Annotated in this window: 19 protein-coding genes; 11 read left to right on the top strand and 8 right to left on the bottom strand. The window is 70.9% G+C overall.

Annotated elements, in window-relative coordinates:
* Positions 1–6: 6 nt before the first annotated feature.
* From HS109_11910 to trpC, 3 genes are read left to right on the top strand one after another with little or no spacing between them, the layout of a single operon-like run.
* On the top strand, positions 7–573 hold the full coding sequence (locus tag HS109_11910; GenBank protein ID MBE7523077.1) for an aminodeoxychorismate/anthranilate synthase component II: 567 nt from the start codon (positions 7–9) through the stop codon (positions 571–573).
* A gap of 20 nt (positions 574–593) precedes the next feature.
* Positions 594–1,631, top strand: coding sequence for an anthranilate phosphoribosyltransferase (gene trpD, locus HS109_11905; GenBank protein MBE7523076.1), 1,038 nt, complete (start codon positions 594–596; stop codon positions 1,629–1,631).
* Between the two features lie 8 nt (positions 1,632–1,639).
* Positions 1,640–2,440 carry an indole-3-glycerol phosphate synthase TrpC gene (trpC, locus tag HS109_11900; protein MBE7523075.1) on the top strand — a complete coding sequence of 267 codons (801 nt, stop codon included), beginning with the start codon at positions 1,640–1,642 and terminating at the stop codon, positions 2,438–2,440.
* Between the two features lie 92 nt (positions 2,441–2,532).
* On the opposite strand, the gene HS109_11895 is transcribed toward trpC, so the two are convergent.
* Positions 2,533–3,405: a hypothetical protein gene (locus HS109_11895; protein ID MBE7523074.1), complete on the bottom strand. Its 873-nt coding sequence runs from the start codon at positions 3,403–3,405 to the stop codon at positions 2,533–2,535.
* Positions 3,406–3,609: 204 nt separating this feature from the next.
* Here HS109_11895 and HS109_11890 point away from each other — a divergent pair, with 204 nt between their 5' ends.
* The 6 genes from HS109_11890 (at position 3,610) to HS109_11865 (ending at position 12,503) form a co-directional block, all read left to right on the top strand.
* The gene (locus HS109_11890) at positions 3,610–4,704 is read left to right on the top strand and encodes an ABC transporter ATP-binding protein (protein MBE7523073.1); all 1,095 of its coding nucleotides are present in this window, start codon (positions 3,610–3,612) and stop codon (positions 4,702–4,704) included.
* Between the two features lie 35 nt (positions 4,705–4,739).
* The gene (locus HS109_11885) at positions 4,740–6,020 is read left to right on the top strand and encodes an ABC transporter substrate-binding protein (protein ID MBE7523072.1); all 1,281 of its coding nucleotides are present in this window, start codon (positions 4,740–4,742) and stop codon (positions 6,018–6,020) included.
* 73 nt (positions 6,021–6,093) lie between these two features.
* Positions 6,094–6,969: a sugar ABC transporter permease gene (locus tag HS109_11880; protein MBE7523071.1), complete on the top strand. Its 876-nt coding sequence runs from the start codon at positions 6,094–6,096 to the stop codon at positions 6,967–6,969.
* 48 nt (positions 6,970–7,017) lie between these two features.
* Positions 7,018–7,854 (top strand): carbohydrate ABC transporter permease, encoded by an 837-nt coding sequence (locus HS109_11875; GenBank protein ID MBE7523070.1) that lies wholly within the window; start codon positions 7,018–7,020, stop codon positions 7,852–7,854.
* A 140-nt stretch (positions 7,855–7,994) separates the two neighbouring features.
* Positions 7,995–8,855 (top strand): endonuclease/exonuclease/phosphatase family protein, encoded by an 861-nt coding sequence (locus HS109_11870; GenBank protein MBE7523069.1) that lies wholly within the window; start codon positions 7,995–7,997, stop codon positions 8,853–8,855.
* A gap of 81 nt (positions 8,856–8,936) precedes the next feature.
* On the top strand, positions 8,937–12,503 hold the full coding sequence (locus tag HS109_11865) for a glycosyltransferase (protein ID MBE7523068.1): 3,567 nt from the start codon (positions 8,937–8,939) through the stop codon (positions 12,501–12,503).
* 55 nt (positions 12,504–12,558) lie between these two features.
* Here the strand turns inward: HS109_11865 and trmB are convergent, their stop codons facing one another.
* The 6 genes from trmB to HS109_11835 are packed head-to-tail and all read right to left on the bottom strand — an operon-like array spanning position 12,559 to position 15,785.
* On the bottom strand, positions 12,559–13,254 hold the full coding sequence (gene trmB / locus HS109_11860; protein ID MBE7523067.1) for a tRNA (guanosine(46)-N7)-methyltransferase TrmB: 696 nt from the start codon (positions 13,252–13,254) through the stop codon (positions 12,559–12,561).
* A 7-nt stretch (positions 13,255–13,261) separates the two neighbouring features.
* Positions 13,262–13,918, bottom strand: a complete 657-nt coding sequence (locus tag HS109_11855) for a hypothetical protein (protein MBE7523066.1) — start codon at positions 13,916–13,918, stop codon at positions 13,262–13,264.
* A complete protein-coding gene (locus HS109_11850; protein MBE7523065.1) occupies positions 13,915–14,697 on the bottom strand; it encodes a thiazole synthase in 783 nt (260 codons plus the stop codon). Before HS109_11850 ends, HS109_11855 begins: the two co-directional genes overlap by 4 nt.
* A 52-nt stretch (positions 14,698–14,749) precedes the next feature.
* On the bottom strand, positions 14,750–14,974 hold the full coding sequence (thiS, locus tag HS109_11845; protein MBE7523064.1) for a sulfur carrier protein ThiS: 225 nt from the start codon (positions 14,972–14,974) through the stop codon (positions 14,750–14,752).
* Positions 14,971–15,141 carry a zf-HC2 domain-containing protein gene (locus HS109_11840; protein MBE7523063.1) on the bottom strand — a complete coding sequence of 57 codons (171 nt, stop codon included), beginning with the start codon at positions 15,139–15,141 and terminating at the stop codon, positions 14,971–14,973. The genes thiS and HS109_11840 overlap by 4 nt, the downstream gene beginning before the upstream one ends.
* A gap of 35 nt (positions 15,142–15,176) precedes the next feature.
* Positions 15,177–15,785 (bottom strand): sigma-70 family RNA polymerase sigma factor, encoded by a 609-nt coding sequence (locus tag HS109_11835; GenBank protein MBE7523062.1) that lies wholly within the window; start codon positions 15,783–15,785, stop codon positions 15,177–15,179.
* Positions 15,786–15,940: 155 nt separating this feature from the next.
* On the opposite strand from HS109_11835, the gene HS109_11830 reads away from it, so the two are divergent.
* Positions 15,941–17,311, top strand: a complete 1,371-nt coding sequence (locus HS109_11830) for a DUF3300 domain-containing protein (protein MBE7523061.1) — start codon at positions 15,941–15,943, stop codon at positions 17,309–17,311.
* A 15-nt stretch (positions 17,312–17,326) separates the two neighbouring features.
* A complete protein-coding gene (locus tag HS109_11825; GenBank protein ID MBE7523060.1) occupies positions 17,327–18,412 on the top strand; it encodes a DUF2950 domain-containing protein in 1,086 nt (361 codons plus the stop codon).
* Positions 18,413–18,427: 15 nt separating this feature from the next.
* On the opposite strand, the gene HS109_11820 is transcribed toward HS109_11825, so the two are convergent.
* A complete protein-coding gene (locus HS109_11820) occupies positions 18,428–19,393 on the bottom strand; it encodes a YafY family transcriptional regulator (protein MBE7523059.1) in 966 nt (321 codons plus the stop codon).
* Positions 19,394–19,460: the final 67 nt, after the last annotated feature.

Raw genomic sequence — 19,460 nt, 5'->3', positions numbered from 1 at the left:
AACGCCATGCTGTTGATGATCGACAACTACGACAGCTTCACTTGGAACCTGGTGCAGTACCTGGGCGAGCTCGGCGCCGACGTGCACGTGCACCGCAACGACGCGATCACGCTCGAGCAGGTCGAGGCCTGGTCGCCGGATCGGATCGTCGTGTCGCCCGGCCCCTGCACGCCCGGCGAGGCGGGCATCTCGGTGCCGATCATCCAGCGCTTCGCCGGGCGCGTCCCGATCCTCGGTGTCTGCCTCGGCCACCAGGCGATCGGCCAGGCGTTCGGCGGCCGCATCGTGCGCGCGAAGCAGGTCATGCACGGCAAGGTCTCGCCGATCGAGCACGACGCGCACGGCGTGTTCGCGGGGCTGCCCTCGCCGTTCACGGCGACGCGCTACCACTCGCTCGCGATCGAACCGTCGAGCCTGCCCGAGGCGCTCGAAGTCACCGCGCGCGCCGACGACGGCGAGATCATGGGCGTGCGCCACCGCGCGCTGCCGGTCGAGGGCGTCCAGTTCCACCCCGAGGCGATCCTGTCCGAGCACGGCAGGCACCTGCTCGCCAATTTCCTCGAGGCCGCGTAGCGGCCTCACCGGAGCCTGCGATGACCATCAGCCTGTCCGACGCGCTGCAGCGCACGATCGAGCACCGCGAGATCTTTCACGACGAGATGCTCTCGCTGATGCGCAGGATCATGAGCGGCGAAGTCTCGCCGGTGATGATCGCGGCCCTCACCGTGGGGCTGCGCGTGAAGAAGGAGACGATCGGCGAGATCGCCGCGGCCGCGCAGGTGATGCGCGAGTTCGCGACCCGGGTGGAAGTGCCCGACGCGGAACACCTCGTCGACATCGTCGGCACCGGCGGCGACGCGTCGCACACGTTCAACATCTCGACCGCCGCGATGTTCGTCGCCGCGGCGGCGGGCGCGCGGGTGGCGAAGCACGGCGCGCGCTCGGTGTCGTCGAAGTCGGGCAGCGCCGACGTGCTCGAGGCGCTCGGCGCGAACATCATGTTGCCGCCTGCGGCGATCGCGAAGTGCATCGGCGAGACCGGCGTCGGCTTCATGTTCGCGCCGTCGCATCACGCGGCGATGAAGCACGCGGCGCCGGTGCGCCGGGAGCTGGGCGTGCGCACGATCTTCAACATTCTGGGCCCGCTCACCAACCCGGCCGGCGCGCCGAACCAGTTGATCGGCGTGTTCCACCCCGACCTCGTCGGCATCCACGTCCGGGTGCTGCAGCGGCTGGGCTCGAAGCACGCGATCGTCGTCTACGGCCGCGACGGCATGGACGAAGTCTCGCTCGGCGCGGCGACGATGGTGGGCGAGCTCAAGGACGGCGAGGTGCGCGAGTACGAGATCCATCCGGAGGACTACGGGCTCGCGATGAAGTCGCACCGCGGCCTCAAGGTCGCCGACGCCGCCGAGTCGAAGGAGATGATCCTCGAGGCGCTCGGCAACGTGGAGGGCACGCCGCGCGAGATCGTCGTCCTGAACGCGGGGACCGCGCTCTACGCGGCCGGCGTCGCGGGCTCGATCGGCGAAGGCATCGAGCGCGCCCGCGCGGCGATCGCGTCGGGCAAGGCGCGCGAGCGCCTCGAGGCGTTCGTCGCGACGACGCAGAAACTCGGCGCCAAGGCATGAGCGCCGCGATGGACGCGAAGCGCTCCGATTTCCTCGCGCGGATCGTCGCCGACAAGGCGGAGGAGGTCATCGCCGCGCAGCTCGCGCGCCCCTTCGACGAGGTCGCCGCCGCGGCGCGCGCGGCGCCGCCGCCGCGCGACTTCGCCGGCGCGATCGAGACGCGGATCGCCTCGGGCCGGCCCGCGGTGATCGCCGAGATCAAGCGGGCGTCGCCGTCGAAGGGCGTGCTGCGCGAGGACTTCGCACCGGCGGCCATCGCGGCTTCCTACGAGCGCGCCGGCGCGACCTGCCTGTCGGTGCTGACCGACGCGAAGTACTTCCACGGCTCGAACGACACCCTGGTCGCGGCGCGGGCGGCGTGCTCGCTGCCGGTGCTGCGCAAGGAGTTCATCGTCGACGAGTACCAGATCGCCGAGTCGCGCGCGCTCGGCGCCGACGCGATCCTCCTGATCGCCGCGGCGCTCGACGACGATCAACTCGCGCGCTTCGAGGCGCGGGCGCGCGAGTTCGGATTGGCGGTGCTGGTCGAGGTGCACGACGCGGGCGAACTCGCACGCGCCCTCGCCCTCGACACGCCGCTCATCGGCATCAACAACCGCAACCTGAAGACGTTCAACGTGTCGCTCTCCGCGACGCTCGACCTGCTGCCGAAGATCCCGGCGGGCCGGCGCGTGGTCACCGAGAGCGGCATCACGCTGCCGAAGGACGTCGCGCTGATGCGAAGCCGCGGCGTGCAGGCGTTCCTCGTCGGCGAGGCGTTCATGCGCGTGCCCGACCCGGGCGCCGGGCTCGCCGCGCTGTTCGGCTGACTCCGGGCGTCCGGCGCCTGCCGGGCGCCGCCGGCGCGCCGGACCGCGGGATCGCGGGATCGCGGGATCGCGGCCCGACGCGCGCCGCGTCGCTACTGACCGAGCTTCACCGGCCGCCCGCTGGTCGTGTCCCAGGCGGTGCCGTCGACGAGGCTGATCCGGTAGAACTCGCGCACGACGTTGCCCATGAACCCGATCTCGACGATCGAGACGTCGCGGAAGGTCGTTTCAATCCCGTTGGGCAGGATCCGGTTCATCTCGTCGGCGACCGGCTTCATCGCGGCCTGGATGCGCGCGTCGTACGGCGTCATGCTGTAGACGAGCGTGTTGTGCGGGTTGTGCGACGAAGTCGGCTTCCCGTCCTTCATCACGTTCACCCCGCTCACGCCGACCGTCCGCACGAGGTCGCGCGCGGCCTCGCCCATCTTCGCGTAGACCGGGCCGGTCACGCGCGGCAGCGGCCCGTCGCGCAGCGGCGTCAGCGCCGCGGTCGCGACGACGTTGTAGGCCATCAGCGCCTCGTAGCCCTTGCCGCTCTTGACGATGCCGAGGTCGAACCACCACGGCGCGCCGGCGCCGGCGGCCGCCTCGGTCAGGTAGAAGTTCTTGAGCGTCACGGGCACCACCGGGGGCACGCTCTTCAGGGCGGCCAGCATCCGGCGCGGCGTGCCGGGATCCGCATTGTGGATGTGGACCGAGGTCACGTGCTGCAGATTGAACGTGCGCGCCTCGTCGACGAGTCCGAGCGCGATCAGCCGCTCGCGCAGCGGCGGATAGATCTTGCTGTCGAGGACGTCGGTCACGTCCTTCGGCAGGCGGAACACGAGGCCGTAGGTCGCCTTGTGCTCGCGGAAGGCGCTCTGGCCGATGGAGGAATTGTCGATGCCGGTCGCGGCGGGGGTCGCGCAACCGGCGAGTCCGATCACGGCGGTCGCCATCGCGGCGCCGAGGGCAAGCATTCTCATCTGGTGCTCCTTGCGGGTCTTGTGGGGGATGCGGGGGAACGGTCGTGGCCGGCCGCGCAGGCATCGTACGCGGAGCGGACGCCGTCGTCACGCGGCGCGTTCGCGGCGCCGGAGCCTTTGCTATCATCGCCGGCAGGCCGCGGACCTCGCGGCCCGGCGCCGCCGGACCCTGCGCCGCCGCCCCATGAGAACGGATCCTCCCGCGTGTCCGCGATCGTCGTCGAAGGCGCAAGCAAGCACTGGACGACCGGCGACGGCAAGGTCCGCGCCGTCGACGACCTGTCGTTCTCGCTCGACGCCGGCACGCTCAACGTGCTGCTCGGGCCTTCCGGCTGCGGCAAGTCCACGACGCTGCGCCTGATCGCGGGACTCGAGATCGCGGATGCGGGCACGATACGCATCGACGGACGCGACGTTACGCGCCTGCCGCCGTCGCAGCGGAACATCGCGATGGTGTTCCAGTCCTATGCGCTCTTCCCGCACCTGTCGGTCGCGGAGAACATCCTGTTCGGCCTGCGCGTGCGCAAGGTGGCGCAGGAGGAGTGCGCGCGCCGGCTCGCCGAGACGGCCGACCTTCTCGGGCTCGCGGGCCTCGTCAACCGCAAGCCGGGGCAGCTTTCCGGCGGGCAACAGCAGCGCGTCGCGCTCGGGCGCGCGATCATCGCGCGCGCGCCGGTCTGCCTGATGGACGAGCCGCTGTCGAACCTCGACGCGCAGCTTCGCGCCGAAATGCGCCAGGAGATCCGCGCGCTGCAACGCAAGCTCGGCATCACGATGGTGTACGTGACGCACGACCAGGTCGAGGCGATGTCGATGGCCGACCGCGTGATCCTGCTGAACCGCGGGCGCATCGAGCAGAACGGCGCGCCCGTCGACCTCTACGAATCTCCGGCCAACGCCTTCGTCGCGCGCTTCATCGGCACGCCGCCGATGAACCTGCTGCCGCTGGTCGAGGGCGCCGGCGGCGCGGTCGTCGACGGCACCGAAGGCCCCGCGCTGCTGCCGCGCGATTGCGCCGGCGGGAGTCTCGGCGTGCGGCCGGAGCATCTCCGGTTCGCCGCGCGCGGACGGGGCCTGCCCGCGACCGTCGAGAGCGTCGAGTACCTGGGCGGCGACTCGCTCGTCGCCTGCCGCGCCGGCCGCGCGGCGGTCGCCGTGCGCGTCGCCGGCAGCACCGCGCTCGCGCGCGGCGACGACGTGTCGCTCGAATGGTCGGGCGGCGCGCAGCACCACTTCGGAGCGGACGGCGCGAGGACCGCGCCTGCCGGCCGAACCCGCGGCGAGACGATGCTCGCCTGATGCCGATTCGCACCGCACGTCAAGGAGGACCCGTCATGCTTCGCCGCTTCCGCCAGCTCGCGCTCGCCGCGCTCGTCGCGATCGCACCGTCGATCGCGCTCGCGCAGGTCGAGGTGCCGTTCTACTACCCGGTCGCCGTCGGCGGCCCGATCACCAAGATCATCGACAAGCTCGCCGCGGACTTCGAGAGGGAGAATCCGGGGGTCAAGCTGAAGCCGATCTACACCGGCACCTACCAGGATTCGATCACCAAGGCGCTGACCGCGGTGAAGAGCGGCGAGCCGCCGGTCACGTCGATCCTGCTGTCGACCGACATGTACACGCTGATCGACGAGGACGCGATCGTCCCGTTCGACGACCTGGTCAAGACGCCCGAGGATCGCGCCTGGCTCAAGAGCTTCTACCCGGCGTTCATGGAGAACAGCCAGACCGGCGGCAAGACCTGGGGCATCCCGTTCCAGCGCTCGACCGTCGTCCTGTACTACAACAAGGAACTCTTCAAGGAGGCGGGCCTCGACCCGAACAAGCCGCCGCAGAACTGGAAGGAGCAGGTTGAGTACGCGCAGAAGCTCACCAGGCGCGACGCCTCGGGCAACGTGACGACCTGGGGCATCCAGATCCCGTCGTCGGGCTTCCCCTACTGGCTGTTCCAGTCGCTCGCGATCCAGGCCGGCACCAACCTGATGAATGCGACCGGCACGCAGACCTACTACGACCGGCCCGAGGTGATCGAGGGCCTGCAGTACTGGGTCGACCTGGTGAAGAAATACAAGGTCCATCCCGAGGGCATCGTCGAGTGGGGCACGACGCCGAAGGACTTCTTCGAGAAGAAGGTCGCGATGATGTGGACGACGACCGGCAACCTCACCAACGTCCGGAACAACGCGAAGTTCGATTTCGGCGTGGCGATGCTGCCCGCGGGCAAGCAGCGCGGCAGCCCCACCGGCGGCGGCAACTTCTACCTGTTCAAGAAGTCCACGCCGGCGCAGCGCGAGGCCGCGTTCAAGTTCATCAAGTGGGTCACCACGCCGGAACGCGCGGCGCAGTGGGGCATCGACACCGGCTACGTCGCGGTGCGCGCGGACGCGTGGGACACGCCGGCGATGAAGGCCTACGTCGCCGGATTCCCGCCGGCCGCGGTCGCGCGCGACCAGTTGCCGTACGCGAAGGCGGAACTCTCGACGCACGACAACCAGCGCGTGACCAAGGCGCTGAACGACGGCCTGCAGGCGGCGCTCACCGGCACGAAGACGCCGGAAGTCGCGATGAAGGACGCGCAGCGCGAGGCCGAGCGGTTGCTGCGGCCGTTCCGCTGACCGGCGAAGCGTCACGGCGCGGGCTGCCCCGGGGCAGCCCGCGCCGAGCGCGCGCCGACGCGAAGGCCATGAGATGACGCGCACGCGCGAGTGGATCTACGCGTGGCTCCTGATCGCGCCCGCGATGATCCTGCTCGTCACGTTCACGCACTACCCGGCCTTCGCCAACCTGTGGCACAGCTTCCTGTCGACGCCGAAGGGCAATCGTCCCTCGGTGTGGGTCGGCGCCGACAACTACGTGCAACTGGTCGAGGACCCGATCTTCTGGCAGGCGCTGCAGAACAACTTCTGGTACGCGCTCGGCACGATCCCGCTGTCGATCGCGCTGGCGCTGCTGATGGCGACCTGGGTGCACGGCAAGATCGCCGGCCGCGGGCTCCTGCGGCTGGCGTACTTCACGCCGACGATGCTCCCGATGATCGCCGTGGCGAACATCTGGATGTTCTTCTACACGCCCGAGTACGGGCTGCTCGAACAGGTGACGAAGGGGCTGGGCTTCGCGAGCCACAACTGGCTCGGCAGCAAGTCCACCGCGCTCGCGAGCCTGATGGCGGTGACGATCTGGAAGGAAGCCGGGTTCTTCATGATCTTCTACCTCGCCGCGCTGCAGTCGATGTCGCCGAGCCTCGCCGAGGCCGCGGCGATCGAGGGCGCGTCGCGCTGGACCTTCTTCCGCCGCGTGACCTTTCCGCTGCTGATGCCGGTGACGCTGTTCGTGCTCGTGAACGCGGTGATCAACGCGTTCCGGCTCGTCGACCACATCGTCGTGATGACGCGCGGCGGGCCCGACAACGCTACGGCTCTGCTGCTCTACTACATCTACGAGATCGGCTTCCGGTTCTGGGACTCGGCCTATGCCGCAGCGCTCACGATGGTGTTGCTCGCGATCCTCGGCCTGACCGCCCTCATCCAGTTCTTCGTCCTCGAGCGCCGGACGCACTACAGATGACCTGCCCAGACATTGCGCCGTCTCCGACGGGCCGGCGCTGATCCTCCGATGGAAGCCACGACGCACGTCTACGACTCGCGGGGCTTCGTCCGCGGCCTCGAGACCACAGGAGCGTGGCTGCTCGGCTTTCTGTGGGTGTTGCCGCTGCTCTACGCGTTCTGGACGGCGTTCCACCCTTCCGAGTTCTCGACTCGCCTCGTCCTCGCGGCGCCGCTGACGCTCGACAACTTCGTCAAGGCCTGGCAGGCGGCGCCGTTCGCCCGCTACTTCGTCAACACCGTGCTGCTGGTGACGATGGTGTTGGCCGCGCAGCTCGTGCTCGTGACGCTCGCCGCCTACGCGTTCGCGCGTTTCGAGTTTCCCGGGCGCAACCTGCTGTTCTCGCTCGTGCTCGTGCAGCTCATGATCATGCCGGACGTGCTGCTGGTCGAGAACTACCGGACGATGACCTGGCTCGGCATCAAGGACACGATCCTCGCGATCGGGCTGCCGTACATGGCGAGCGCGTTCGGCATCTTCCTCCTGCGCCAGACGTTCAAGACGATACCGCGCGAACTCGACGAGGCGGCGCGCGTCGAGGGCTGCTCGCCGCTCGCCGTGCTCTGGAAGGTCTACGTGCCGCTCGCGCGCCCGACCTATCTCGCGTACGCGCTCGTCTCGGTGAGCTACCACTGGAACAACTTCCTGTGGCCGCTCATCATCACCAACTCGGTCGAGTCGCGCCCGGTGACCGTCGGCCTGCAGGTGTTCGCGTCGACCGACCAGGGCATCGACTGGTCGATCATCACGGCGGCGACGCTGCTCACGACCGCGCCGCTCCTGATCGCGTTCCTGCTGTTCCAGCGGCAATTCGTCGCGTCGTTCATGCGTGCCGGCATTCGATAGCACGGGATGACATCCCCCCGAAGCGCGCGTTGCGCGCCTCCCCCCAGGGGGCACCGCGTCCTCGGGGCGGCCCGTCGGACGCGGGGGACCTCCCCCCGAAGCGCGCGTGGCGCGCAGCCGTCGAGGCCGCGGGTGAACGCATGATCGTCGTCACCTGGAACGTGCAGTGGTTCCGCGGCCTCGACGGCCGCGTCGACCCGGCGCGGGTGATCGCGCACGCGCGAGCGCTCGCCGATTTCGACGTGCTGTGCGTGCAGGAGGTCGCCGACCACTTTCCCGACCCCGGCCTCGCGGGCAACGACGATCGCGACCAGTTCGCGCTGCTTTCCGAGCTCCTGCCCGGCTACACGATCGTGCATGGTGCCGGCGCCGATCACCCGGGCCCGAACGGGCGCCGCCGGCGCTTCGGCAACGCGATCGCGTCGCGGCTCCCGGTCGGGACCGTGCGCAGGCACTCGCTGCCGTGGCCGGCAGATCCTTCGGTGCCGTCGATGCCGCGCGTCGCGGTCGAGGCCGTGGTCACGACGCGTTTCGGCGCCGTGCGCGTGATCACCACGCACCTCGAGTACTGGTCGCCGCTGCAGCGCAGGGCGCAGGTCGCGCGCCTGCGCGAGATACACGCCGAGGCCCACGCGCACGCGCGGCTGGGCGGAACCGATCGCGAGGACGGCCCGTTCCGCCGATTCGCGATGCCGAAGGCGACGCTCGTTACCGGCGACTTCAACCTCGGTCCGCAGGACGCGGAGCACGCGCGGATGCTCGCGCCCTTCGACGACGGCACCTCGCGCTTCCACGACGCATGGCGTCTGGTCCACGGAGCGACGCCGCAGCCCGCGACCTTCAACGTCCACGACCGCTACACGCCGGAATCCGAGCCGGTCGCCTGCGACTTCGTCTTCGTGAGCGACGAGATCGCGGGACGCGTGCGCTCGGCCGAGGTCGATTCGGACACCCGCCTGTCCGATCACCAGCCGGTCGTCGTGTCGTTCGTCGACCGCTGAGGCGCCGCCTCCCGGGCGGGCTCGATACAATCGCCCCCTCGGCCCGGTCCGCACGGGCGAGGCTACGCGCTCCCACCCTCGATGCCGGACGTCTCCGCCACGCTCGCCGCCCTCGCGCGCTCGCCGCGACGGCGCATCCTGCTCGTGACCCACGGCTGGGCGGGCGGCGTGCGGCGCCACGTGGACGAGCTTCGCGCGGCGCTCGAGGATCGCGCGGAGGTCCTGACGCTCCGCCCGGGCGGGCGAGGCTCGGTTCGCCTCGCGCGGGTCCATGAAGGCGCGAATCTCGACCTCGCGTTCGACCTGCCCGGCGATCGCGACACGCTCATCGCGACGCTGCGTGCGCTGGCCGTGTCGCACGTCCACCTGCACCACGTGGACGGCCTGCCGCAGGAAGTGCTGGACATCGCCGGCGCGCTCGGCGTGTCGCAGGACGTCACGCTGCACGACGCGTACCCCTGGTGCCCGCGCTACCACCTCGACCGCGGCGAGGGCCGCTACTGCGGCGAACCGGACGAGGCCGGCTGCGACGCGTGCCTCGCGCGGCGACCCGCGCAGTGGCCGCTCGACATCGCCGCCTGGCGCGACGCGTTTCGCGCGACGTTCGCGCGCGGTGCGCGGGTGATCGCGCCGACGCGCGACACCGCGGCGCGCTTCGCGCGACATTTTCCCGACGCGGCGATCGAGGTCTGGCCGCATCCGGAGGCGTCGTTCGATGCCCGGCCGGCGGCGTTCCGCGTCGGCCTCATCGGCAAGCTCTCGCGCGACAAGGGCTTCGACGTGGCGGTCGCGTGCGCGCGCGACGCGGAAGCGCGCGGCCTGCCGCTCGCGTTTCGCATCCTGGGATCGAGCGGCGCGCCGTTGCCGCCGCTGCCCGCGGGGCGCCTGTCGCTCGCGGGCGAGTACTCGGATGCGGAACTGCCGCAGTTGATCGCATCCGAGGCGCTCGATGTCTGGATGTTCCCCGCCCAGTGGCCGGAGACCTGGTCGTACACGCTGTCAGCCGCGCTCGCGACCGGGCTGCCGATCGTCGCGTCCGCGCTCGGCGCGTTCACCGAGCGCCTCGCCGGCATCCCCGTCGCGACGCTGGTCGCCTGGGATGCCACGGCGGCCGCGTGGAACGACGCGTTGATCGCGGCCGCGGGCGCGCGCGCCGGCTCGCCGTCGCCATCGAGGGGCACGCCGGTGTCGTGGCGCGACTACGCCTCGAGACTCGCCGCGGGGTGGGCCCCCGCGCCTTCCGGTGCGCCCGGTCCGATGCCCACGCTCGAACCGCGCCACCTCGCGCCGCGCGCCGACGCCGGCGCGATGATGACGTTCTCCGCGCTCGTGCGCGCCGGCGCGTTGTGCGGCGAGGCGGAGGCGCGCGCCGAACTCGTGAGCCGCGCGGCCCTGCTGGACGCCGCGCCGTCCGCGCTTCCCGGGAACGCGAGCGCGGTCGAGCGCGATCTCGCGGCGGCGCGCGAACGCATCGCCGAGCTCGAATCCTCGACGAGCTGGAGACTCACCGCGCCGCTGCGCAAGGCCCTCGGACGTTCGCGCGTTACCCACGCGCGGCTCCAGGCATTGCCGTCGGCCTTCCGGCAACTGCCGCGGCAGGCATCCACCGCCGCAACGATCCTGCGCGAGCAGGGACCGGTGGCGCTGCTGCGCCGGGTTTCCGACAAGCTGCGCGGACCGGGCTACGTCCCGCCGGCGCATCGCCGCCGCTACGCGATGGAATCCGCGATCGCGCCGCTCGCGTTCCGGCCGTCGGCGTCGCCGTCGACGACGATCGTCGTGCCGGCGTACGGCGAGCCGCTCGCCACGTTCAGCTGCCTGAAGAGCGTGCACGCGACCGTCCGTCACGACGACGTCGAGGTGATCGTGGTCGACGACGCCTCGCCGGAGCCGCTCGAACGCGCGCTCGCGCCGGTCACCGGCGTGCGCGTCCTGCGCGCGGTGACGAACGGCGGGTTCATCGCGGCGTGCAATCTCGGCGCTGCGCAAGCACGCGGCGCGCACCTCGTGTTCCTCAACAACGACACGATCGTGACCGCAGGCTGGCTCGACGCGATCGCGCGCACCTTCGAGCGGCATTCCGACGCCGGGCTCGTCGGCGCGAAACTCGTCTACCCGGACGGCCGGCTGCAGGAAGCCGGCGGTATCGTCTGGCGCGACGGGTCGGCGTGGAACCACGGCCGCGGCGCGAACCCCGACCGGCCCGAGTTCAACTACGCGCGCCGCGTCGACTACTGTTCCGGCGCCTGCCTCGCGATTCCCCGCGACCTGTTCGCCTCGCTCGGCGGATTCGACGCCGCCTACGCGCCCGCCTACTACGAGGACACCGACCTCGCGTTCAAGGTGCGCGCGGCGGGCCGCTCGGTCTGGTACCAGCCGGGTGCGTCCGTCGTGCATTTCGAGGGCACCACGTCGGGCACCGACGAGACCGCGGGCGCGAAGAGACACCAGGCGACGAACCGCGCCGTGTTCGCGAAGCGCTGGGCGGACGTTCTCGCCCGCCACCGCTCGAACGGCGATGCGCCCTCGCTCGAGGCCGACCGCGCCGCGCGCGCGCGCGTGCTCGTGATCGATGCGAACATGCTGACCCCAGACCGGGATTCCGGATCGATGCGCATGCAGGCGATCCTCGAACTCCTGGTCGAACTCGGTGCCAAGGCGACGTTCGTCGCCGACAACCTCGAGTTCCGCGAGCCCTATGTGTCGGCGCTGCGCGAGGCGGGCGTCGAGGTTTTGTCGCGGCCGTGGGTCCGCTCGATTCCGGAGTTGCTGGCGAAGCGCGGGCGCGAATTCGACGTCGTCGTGTTGTCGCGCCACTACGTCGCGGCGAAGCACCTCGCCTCGGTGCGCCGCTTCGCGCCGCGCGCGCGCGTGGTCTTCGACACCGTCGACCTCCATTTCCTGCGCAACGAGCGGCGCTCCGAGCTCGAAGCGAAGGACGGCGCACCACAGCCGGCTTCGGATCGCGAGCGCGAGCAGGAGCTCGACCTGGTGCGGCGCGCCGACCTGACGCTCGTCGTGTCGCCGGTCGAGCGCGACCTGCTCGCGAGGCTCGTGCCCTCGGCGCGGGTCGAGGTGCTGACCAACATCCACGAGCCCCGCTCGCGCGGCAAGACGTTCGCGCAGCGCCGCGGCATCGTGTTCATCGGCAGCTTCCGGCACCCGCCCAACGCCGACGCCGTCGCCTGGTACGCGCGCGAAGTGCTGCCGCTGCTGCGCGCCCGGATGCCCGGCGTCGTCACGACCATCGTCGGCGCCGACCCCCCCGCGAGCGTGCGCGCGCTGGCCGCGCCCGACCTCGTGATCGCGGGCTACGTCGAGGATCTCGATCCGCTGTTCGGGTCCGCGCGCGTCTCGGTCGCGCCGTTGCGTTACGGCGCCGGCGTCAAGGGCAAGGTCAATCTCGCGATGAGCTACGGCGTGCCGGTCGTCGCGACGCCGGCCGCGGTCGAAGGCATGCACCTCGTCGACGGCGAGGACGTGCTGTTGGCGGAATCACCGCAAGCCTTCGCCGACGCGATCGTGCGTGCGCACGACGACAGGGCGGCGTGGATGCAGCTCTCGCAGGCCGGCGTCGTCAATGTCCGGCGCCACTTCTCGCGCGCGGCCGCGAGGCAGTCGCTCGAGCGCATCGTCGCGCCCCGGTAGCCGGGAATCATCGGTGGCACGCCTGCCGTGCCCGGCGCGCGTCGGTTACCGATGGTCAGTTCCGCCTGAACACGAGGTCGAACACCGCGTGTCCGAGCTTCAGGCCCCGCGTCTCGAACTTCGTCTGCGGCCGCCAGGACGGACGCGGCGCGTAGCCCTCGGCGGTGTTCGCGAGCAGCGGCTCCGACGAGAACGTGGCGAGCATCTCCTCGGCGTACGGCGCCCAGTCGGTCGCGGCGTGCAGATAGCCGCCCGGCGCGAGCCGCAGCGCGAGCGCATGGACGAACGCGGGCTTCAGCAGACGGCGCTTGTGGTGGCGCTTCTTCGGCCAGGGATCGGGAAAGTAGACGTGGATGCCCGCGAGCGAGGCCTGCGGAATCATCGCGTCGACCACCTCCACGGCATCGTGCTGGATCACGCGCAGGTTCGTGAGCGCGCCCTGCTCGATGCGGTTGAGGATCGCGCCCACGCCCGGGCCATGCACCTCGACGCCGACGAAGTCGAGGCCCGGCTGCGCCGCGGCGATCGCGGCGGTCGTCTCGCCCATGCCGCAGCCGATCTCGAGCACGATGGGCGCCCGGCGGCCGAACGTGCGGGTGAAGTCGATCGGCGCCTGCGCGAACGGCAGGCAGAAGCGCGGTGCGAGGTTCTCGAGCGCTCGCGCCTGCGCCGGCGACAGGCGGCCCTGGCGCAGCACGAAACTGCGGACCGGACGATGATGCACGGGCCCGGTCGAGTCGGCGCCGCCCATGCGCGGACTAGCGCGGCTCGAGCCAGCCGCCTGCCGACAGCTTGCGCTCGAAGGTGCGGCGCGGGCCGCCGCCGGCCGGCTGGTAGTCGACGACGACCGTCTCGGTGTCCTTCCACCGGGGGATCGCGTCGGTCCAGTCGTCGGTCGTGCGGAACACGAGCGCCTTGGTGACGCCGTTGCGCGCGACGCGCCAGATCGCGAGTTCGTTCGCGCAGTCCGACGCGCAGAAGTCGGCGGTCACGAGGTGCTGGCGGTCCGGCGAGAGCTTCGGCTCCGACGGCAGGTCGGTCGTGCGGTTGCTCGTGCGCTGCAGCAGCACGAAGGTCGCCTTCTCGCCGTCGGTCTTGAAGACCAGCACGCCGTTGATCGGGTCGATCGTGTCGTAGAAGCTGTACGAGAGCGGCTGCAGCGGGTTCTCGACGTCGGTGAACGTCGCGGTGCCGCTGGGAAAGAGCGCGATTCGAAGGTCGACGCCCTCGCGCTTCGCGAGACCGGGCAGCCGCTTCATCTGCTGCGCCTCGATCAGGCGCCCGCAGTGCGCCATGTCGTCGGCGTCGGTGCACCACTTGACGACTTCCTCGCGCGACGGAGGCAGCGCGAGCGCGGCCGCGGACACGCACGCGATCGCCGCGACGGCGAGCGCGCGCCTCGGGCGGGCGATCATCCGATGACGCCTGCGGTGGGCGAACTCGGGCTGCCGGCGTAGAGCTTGCGCGGCATGCGCCCGGCGAGGAACGCCTCGCGGCCGGCCTCGACCGCGAGCTTCATCGCGCGCGCCATGCGCACCGGTTCGCGCGCCTGCGCGATCGCGGTGTTCATCAGCACGCCCGCGCAGCCCAGTTCCATCGCCACCGCGGCGTCCGACGCGGTGCCGACGCCCGCGTCGACCAGCACCGGCACCTTGGCCTGCTCGAGGATGAGCCGCAGGTTCCAGGGGTTGAGGATGCCCATGCCCGAGCCGATCAACGAGGCGAGCGGCATGATCGCCACGCAGCCGATCGCCTCCAGTTCGCGCGCGACGATCGGGTCGTCCGAGGTGTAGACCATCACGTCGAAGCCGTCGCGGACGAGCGTCTCCGCGGCGGCGATCGTCTGGCGGACGTCCGGGTAGAGCGAATCCCTGTCGCCCAGCACCTCGAGCTTGCAGAGCCTGTGACCGTCGAGGAGTTCGCGCGCGAGCCTCAAGGTGCGCACCGCGTCCTCGGCGTTGTAGCAGCCCGCGCTGTTCGGCAGATAGGTGAACTCGGAAGGCGGCAACGCGTCGAGCAGCGACGGGGCATGCGCGTCCTGCCCGATGTTGGTCCGCCGGATCGCGACGGTCACGATCTCGGCGCCCGACGCGTCGATCGCCTCGCGCGTCTGGCCGAAGTCGCGGTACTTGCCGGTGCCGACCAGGAGCCGCGAGCGGTACGCGCGCCCGGCGATCACGAGCGGGTCGGCCATCGCGGCGTGTTGCGGGGCGTTCATGCCGCGATTGTACGCCCGCGGCGCGCGCCTACCCTCCGCCGACCGCGCCGACGATCTCCAGCCGGTCGCCGGGCGCGAGAGCCGTTCCGGCGTAGCGGCTGCGCGGCACGATCTCGCCGTTCTTCTCGACCGCGATGCGCTTGCCTTCGAGCGCGAGTTCGCGCACCAGCGCGCCGACCGTTGCCTCGCGCGGCAGGGCGCGCGCGACACCGTTCACGAGAATCGTCGCGCCTCCGGCGGGCGAGGCGCTCATGAGCGGTAGCGCTCCATCGCCTCGCGCAGCAAGCGCATCTGCGCGTCGAAGCGCGCGCACATGGCGCACGCCGACAGGTGGGCGCGCAGGCGCCACCGCTGGAACCACGTGAGCTCCGCGTCTTGGCTGCGCGAGACCAGGCGCGTCGCTTCCTTGCACATCAACAGGTGGCCGAGAAGGCGTCTCATCGCCGGTCTTGTGTTCAGGCCGGGCGCGAACGTCCAGCGCCGAACCAATGCTCCTCGAGACAGACGCGCAGGGCCATCCGCGCGCGGTACAGGATCACCCAGAGGTTATTCGCGGTGATCGCGAGTTCCTTACAGATCTCGCCGGTTTCGAGGCCCATGACCTCCCGCATCACGAACACCCGCCCGGTCTGTGGCGGAAGCTTCTCGAGGCAGAATTCCATCACGTCGAAGAACTCGCGTTGCCCGAGCGCAGCCTCCGGGTCGCCCCAGTCGGCGGGCGGCGTCTCCCAGGCGCCGTTTCCCCGGAACAGCGCGTCGAAGTCGTCGAGCGAGCCCTCGTCGTCGAGCGCGGCCAGCGGGACCGGCGCCTTCTGCTTCGCCCGGATCGCGTCGACGATCTTGTGCTTGAGGATGCCGGTGAGCCAGGTCTTGAGGCTCGAGCGCGCGTCGAAGCTCCCCGCGCCCGCCAGCGCGGCGACGAGCGTGTCCTGCACGACGTCCTGCGCGAGGTCGAGGTCGCGCAACTGGAGCTGCGCGACGCGCAGCAGGTAGCGCCGGTGGGTCTCGATCTCGGAGGCGAAGCGGGCGGCGTCCACGGGGTTTCGCAGGGGCGTCGGGAGCATGGTAGCCCAGCCGGGCGGATCCCGCATCGCCCGGCGCCTCCCGATCCCGTTGTCGAGAACTGCGAGGCGCGCGCGTGCGGCGGGCGTCAGCTTCAGCCTCTCGCGCGTGCGAGGTCCGACGCAGACGGGCGCCGATGCGCGCCCCGGGAGCACCGATGAACCGGATCACCAGAAGTTTCGTCGCCCTGGCCGCGGCGCTGTGCGTCGCTGCGGCAACACCGCTGGGCGCGCAGACCCCCGCCACCGCGCAAGGCGCCGCGCCGGCCAAGGCGAGCGGCACGCAGCCTGCGATTCCGCAGGACAAGCTCGACAGCCTCCTCGCGCCGATCGCGCTCTACCCCGACTCGCTGCTCGTCCAGACGCTGATGGCGTCGACCTACCCGCTCGACGTCGTCGAGGCGTCCCGCTTCGTCAAGGCGAACAAGGAACTCAAGGGCGAGGCGATGGTGAAGGCGGCCGAGGCGAAGAACTGGGATCCGTCGGTGCAATCGCTCACCGCGTACCCGCAGGTCCTCGAGATGATGAACGACAAGCTCGACTGGACGCAAGAACTCGGCGACGCCGTGCTCGCGGACGAGGCGGCCGTGATGAAGACGGTGCAGGGGCTGCGCGCCAAGGCGATGGCGTCGGGCAACCTCAAGAGCAGCGAGCAGCAGAAGGTGGTCCAGCAGGAGAAGACGATCATCATCGAGCCGGCCCAGTCGCAGACGGTCTACGTGCCGACCTACAACCCGTCGGTGGTCTACGGCACGTGGTGGGCGCCGGCCTACCCGCCGTACTACTGGCCGCCGCCGGCCTACTACTACCCGGGCTACGGCGTCGGTGCGGGACTCATCGGGTTCGGCCTCGGCGTCGCGGTCGGATCGGCCTGTTGCTGGGCGTCGCCGCACTGGGGCAACAACGACATCAACATCGACGTCGACAACAACTTCGTGCGGAACAACAACAACGCGGAGTTCAAGAACAAGGTCCAGAACGGCAACTGGCAGCACAACGCGAACCAGCGCAAGGGCGTCGCCTACCGCGACCAGGGGACGCGGGACAAGTTCGCGAAGTCGGACCCCGGAGCGGCCTCGGCACGCCGCGACTACCGCGGCTACGACGGCGGAGGCGCGGGCAATCGCGCCGGTGCGGGCACGATGGACCGGCCGGGCGCCGGCAACCGCGCCGGTGCGAGCGCAGGAACGATGGACCGGCCGGGAGGTGCAGGCGATCGCGCCGGCCCGAGCGCCGGCTCGATGGATCGCGCGAGCGGCATCGACCGCGGCGACGGTCCGGGTGCCGGCCGCGGCGGCGATCGTGCGGGCGCGGGCACGATGGATCGCGGCGGCGGCTCGTCGTTCGGTGGTGGCGGCGGCAGCTACAACCGTTCGTCCGGAGCGGGTTCGTTCAACTCGGGGCAGAGCCGTGCGCAGACGCAGAGCTACAGCAACCGCGGCGCGTCGAGCCGCTCGTCGATGAGCGGAGGAGGCGGCGGCGCGCGCGGTGGTGGTGGCGGCGGACGCGGCGGCGGCGGTCGTCGCTGACGCAAGGAGGCCACGATGACCACCGTTCACGAGTTCCTCGACACCATGAACCTGCGCTCCCGTTCGCGCGCGTCACGCGCGGTGCTCGCTGCGGTCGCGACCGACGCAAGCGGATCCTGGCATCCTCGGGCGTTGCGCCTGGCCGCGACGGCAGCGTGTGCGCTGGCGCTCGCGTTCGCGGCCCCGCACGCTCACGCGCAGGCCGCGGCCAGGCCCGCGCCGGCGAAGAACCTGCCGGCGCAGAAGACGTACGCGTCGCCCGAGGACGCGGCGAAGGCTCTCTACGACGCGGTCAAGTCCGACGACCTCCGGTCGATCTACGCGGTGCTGGGCCCGGGCTCGGGCGCGGTGATCTTCAGCGGCGATCGCGTCGCCGACGACGCGATGCGCAACGACCTCGTCTCGTCATGGGACAAGGCGATGACGATCGATCGCTCCGGGAGCGACACGAAGGCGACGCTACTCGTCGGCCCGAACGGCACGCCGTTCCCGTTCCCGCTCGTGCAGGGCGCGGGAGGCTGGCGGTTCGACGCGAAGGCGGGCGCCGAGGAGGTGATCAACCGCCGCATCGGCGAGAACGAGTTTTCCGCGATCGAGGTGTGCCTCGCCTACGTCGACGCGCAGCGCGAGTACGTCCTGCGCGACCGCGATCGCGACGGCGTGATGGCCTATGCGCAGAAGTTCCTGTCGAGCCCGGGCCGGAAGGACGGTCTCTACTGGCCGACCGCGGCCGGCGAGCCGCCCTCGCCGCTCGGTCCGCTGGTCGGCGCGGCGCGTGCGCAGGGTTACGCCAAGGGCGATGCCGCATCGAAGCGCAGCGAAGGCGGCAGCGCGTTCCACGGCTATCGCTACAAGATCCTGACCCGGCAGGGCAAGGACGCGCGGGGCGGCGCGTACGACTACATCGTCAACGGGAAGATGATCGGCGGATTCGCGCTGGTCGCCTGGCCGGCGCGGTACGGCGTGTCGGGCGTGATGACCTTCGTCTGCAACCACGACGGCGTGGTGTTCGAGAAGGACCTGGGGTCGCGCACGCCGGAACGCGCGCCGGCGATGACCTCGTTCAACCCCGATTCGACCTGGCGCAAGACCGGGTCGTAGCCTTTCCCGCCCGGGTCAGGCGGCGGCCATCATGCGCCGGATCTCCGCGCCGACGATCCCGACGAGGGTCGGCGGGGCGAGCACCCGGACGTCGGCGCCGTACTTGAGGATGTCCATCATCAGTTCGCGCGGATCGGTGTACGGGACCTCGAGCACGTAGGAGCCGTCGGCTTCCGCGCGGCCGCGCTGGTCCGGATGCCAGCGCTCCTGCGCGATCCAGCGCGCACGCGACGGCGCGAAGCGCAGCTTCGCCCACGCGATCTTCGTCCCGGCGAAGATGCCGTAGCCCGAATTGAACTCGCGCTCGACCTCGCGGAGGTCGACCGGCTTCGCCCTCGCATCGGTCAACTGCGCCTGTGCGATCGCGTCGATCGCGAACTTGCGCAGGCCGTTGCGCAGGTGGCACCACGCATCGACGTACCAGTTGTCGCGGTAGTGGACGAGGCGCTGCGGCGAGATCGTCCGTCGCGTGGTCTCGCCGGTGCTGCGCGCGCCGTAGACCACGTCGACGCGACGGCGCTTGAGCGTGCCCGCCGCGATCGTCTCGAACACGCCCGACGCCATCGCGCGCGCGGCCTGCGGCAGCATGCGTACGCGCTTGCGGACCTCGGACGCCTCGACCTTGCCTTCCTCGAGCAGCGCCTCGAGGCGCGCGCGCAGCGGCGCGACGTGGGCGCCCAGGAGCGAGGGCTGCACTTCGTCGAGCATCGCGTGCATCGTGAGGAGCGCCTCGATCTCGGAGGGACTGAACCACAGACCCGGGAGCTGGAACGGCGCGGCGCCCGTCCGGGTCGAGTACCGGTAGCCGCCGGCCTCGCGGTCCCATTCGATCGGCGCATGGAAGCGGTCGCGCAGGTACTCGATGTCGCGCTTGAACGTCGCGTGCGAGACCTCGAGCTCGTCGAGGAACTCGCGCTTCGCGACCGGCCTGCCCGTGGCCAGCATGCGGTCGATGCGGTAGAAGCGTTCGGTGCGGTCCATCGTCGGGGGCGGTTGGCGCGGGGAGAAGGAGCGACGCAGGAATCGTGCCGGTCATGGCCGCGCTCGA

This window comes from Burkholderiales bacterium, from assembly GCA_015075645.1.
Lineage (GTDB): Bacteria > Pseudomonadota > Gammaproteobacteria > Burkholderiales > Casimicrobiaceae > VBCG01.
This window is presented reverse-complemented; position numbering and strand designations above follow the sequence as displayed.